Annotated in this window: 3 protein-coding genes; 2 read left to right on the top strand and 1 reads right to left on the bottom strand. The window is 68.9% G+C overall.

What is annotated here, in order from left to right:
* Positions 1-106: 106 nt before the first annotated feature.
* Complete coding sequence (locus G3N93_RS38985) at positions 107-1,003, bottom strand: LysR substrate-binding domain-containing protein (RefSeq protein WP_174941953.1); 897 nt, start codon at positions 1,001-1,003, stop codon at positions 107-109.
* A 161-nt stretch (positions 1,004-1,164) separates the two neighbouring features.
* Here G3N93_RS38985 and G3N93_RS38980 point away from each other — a divergent pair, with 161 nt between their 5' ends.
* A complete protein-coding gene (locus G3N93_RS38980) occupies positions 1,165-2,016 on the top strand; it encodes an ABC transporter permease (protein ID WP_174941955.1) in 852 nt (283 codons plus the stop codon).
* A 7-nt stretch (positions 2,017-2,023) separates the two neighbouring features.
* Positions 2,024-2,194: ATP-binding cassette domain-containing protein (locus G3N93_RS38975; RefSeq protein WP_206135425.1), on the top strand; the 171-nt coding region annotated here is incomplete at its 3' end.

Below are 2,194 nucleotides of genomic sequence, written 5' to 3'. Positions count from 1 at the left end.
CCGCACGGCCGCGGCCGGCGACAGCCGGACGCCGCCGCCCGGCGGGGTCCGGCAAGGCGGGGCGCGCGGCGGCGGCCGTCCCGTGGCATGACGCATGCGGGCCGGCTTACGCCGGCGCGCATTCGTCCAGCATCCATTCCCTGAAGTGCCGCAATGCTTCGCTCGTATCGAGGCGCTCCGGCGCGTAGCACAGGTAGTGCCCCTGCGCGTCGACCTCGACGGGCGCGTCGAACGGTTCGACGAGCGTGCCGGCCGCGAGATTGTCCGCGATCAGGAAACGCGGCACGAGCGCGAGCCCGAGGCCCGCCTGCGCGGCCTGGATCAGCACCGAATACTGCTCGAAGCGCGGCCCGGCAAGCGCGTTCATCTGCGTCGCGCGATGGCGTTCCGCCCACGCGGACCACGCGATTTCCGCCTGTTCGTGCACGAGGCGCGGCGCCGCGACGGCGTCGGCGGGGGTGCGCAACGCGTGCTGTTCGCCGAATTCACGCGTACAGACCGGCACGAAGGTCCGGCCGTCCAGGTAATCGCTTCGCACCCCTTCCCATGCGCCGTCGCCATAGCGGATCGCCGCGTCGAGCCCGAACGGAAAGATGTCGCCGTGCGCGAGATGGCGGCGAAAGCTCAACGTGACGCCCGGCGCGACGGCCAGAAAGCGCGAGAGCCGCGGCACGAGCCACTTGGTCGTAAACGTCGGCACGCTGGCGATCGTCAGCAGGTCGCCGTTTTCGCGTGCGCTCAGCAGTTCGATCGACGCGTTGCCGATCTCGCGCAGCGGGCCGGCGACGCGTGCGTGGTACACCTGCCCGGCACGCGTGAGCACGAGGCTGCGCCCCTCGCGCACGAACAGCTTCACGCCGAACAGTGCCTCGAGATTCGCGATCTGCCGGCTGACCGCGCTGGGCGTCAGGCCCAGTTCGCGGGCCGCGTAGGAGAAATTCAGGTACTTCGCAGAACAGGTGAATGCGTGCAGTTCCGAGACGTTCGGATACAGGTGCTTCATCGCGACTATTCCTTCGGCGCACAGATCGATGCGGGCTTTGTACGTTTTTTTCATGACGATGCCATGTCGGATCCGCACACTGCGGCCATCCAGAAAACGCGTGACAGCCCCGCCCGGCGGGCATTGCGCGGTGTCTTCGTCTCCTGTCCGCGAGTGTTTCCATGCCTGCGTCTACCGCCCCGGCCCTGGCCGATGGTGTTCCGATTTCGCGTAACAGGCCGGTGCGTCCGAGCGCCGGACGTTTCTTGCTGCACGCGCTCGTCGCGGTATTCGGGCTCTACCTGCTGCTGCCGATTGCGCTGCTGCTGATCGGCTCGGTGGGCCAGTCGTGGACGAACACGCTGCTGCCGACCGGTTTCACCGGGCACTGGTTCGCCGACCTGGCCGGGAATCGCAGCTTTACCCGCGCATTCGGCGTGAGCCTGACGGTGGCGCTGGCGTGCTGCGCGCTCAACGCGCTGGTCGGCCTGCCGCTGGCCTATGCGCTGCATCACCGCGCGCAGGCCGGACGCGGCATGGCGACGCGCGTCGTGATGCTGATGCCGGTGGCCGTGCCCGCGCTGACGCTCGGCTTCGGCTACATCGCGATCTTCAGCGGCGACACGCTGCCGTGGCTCGGCACGCTGCCGCTGATGATCGCGGCCCACGCGGTGCTGACGCTGCCGTACCTGCTGCAGACGCTGCTCAGCGATCTGCGCCACCTCGGGCTCGCGCGCCTCGAGGCCTGCGCGGCGACGCTCGGTGCGACGCCGCTGCGCCAGTTCTTCACGATCGTGCTGCCGAACCTGCGGCACAGCCTGTTTTCCGGCCTCGTGATGGTGGCCGCGCTGTCGATCGGCGAATTCCAGATCTCGAACCTGATCGCCGGCTTCCGCTACCGCAACTATCCGATCGTGCTGCTGCAGGCGTTCTACGGCGCGTCGGGGATGGCATGCGCGGCCACCGTCGTGCTGCTCGTCCTCGCCGTGCTGGCGACGCTCGTGTCGGTCGGCACCGTGCAACGTATGAAGTGAGTCCGTCATGAGTCTCGAGTTCGAACACGTCAGTTTCCAGTATCCCGGCGCGCGGCACGGCGTCGACGACGTCACGCTGTCCGCCGCGCAAGGCGAGCTGCTGGCGGTGATGGGGCGCAGCGGGTCCGGCAAGTCCACGCTGCTGCGGGTCGCGGCCGGCCTGCTCGACGGCGGCAGC

It is taken from the genome of Burkholderia sp. Se-20378 (genome assembly GCF_017104665.1).
Classification (GTDB): Bacteria; Pseudomonadota; Gammaproteobacteria; order Burkholderiales; family Burkholderiaceae; genus Burkholderia; species Burkholderia lata.
Note: the sequence above shows the minus strand (reverse complement) of the source record. Positions and strands in the feature narration are given on the sequence as shown.

Excerpts from the sequence above, each read along its gene's own strand:
- G3N93_RS38985 (WP_174941953.1), bottom strand. The coding sequence starts at position 1,003 with ATGAAGCACCTGTATCCGAACGTCTCGGAACTGCACGCATTCACCTGT.
- G3N93_RS38980 (WP_174941955.1), top strand. The coding sequence starts at position 1,165 with ATGCCTGCGTCTACCGCCCCGGCCCTGGCCGATGGTGTTCCGATTTCG.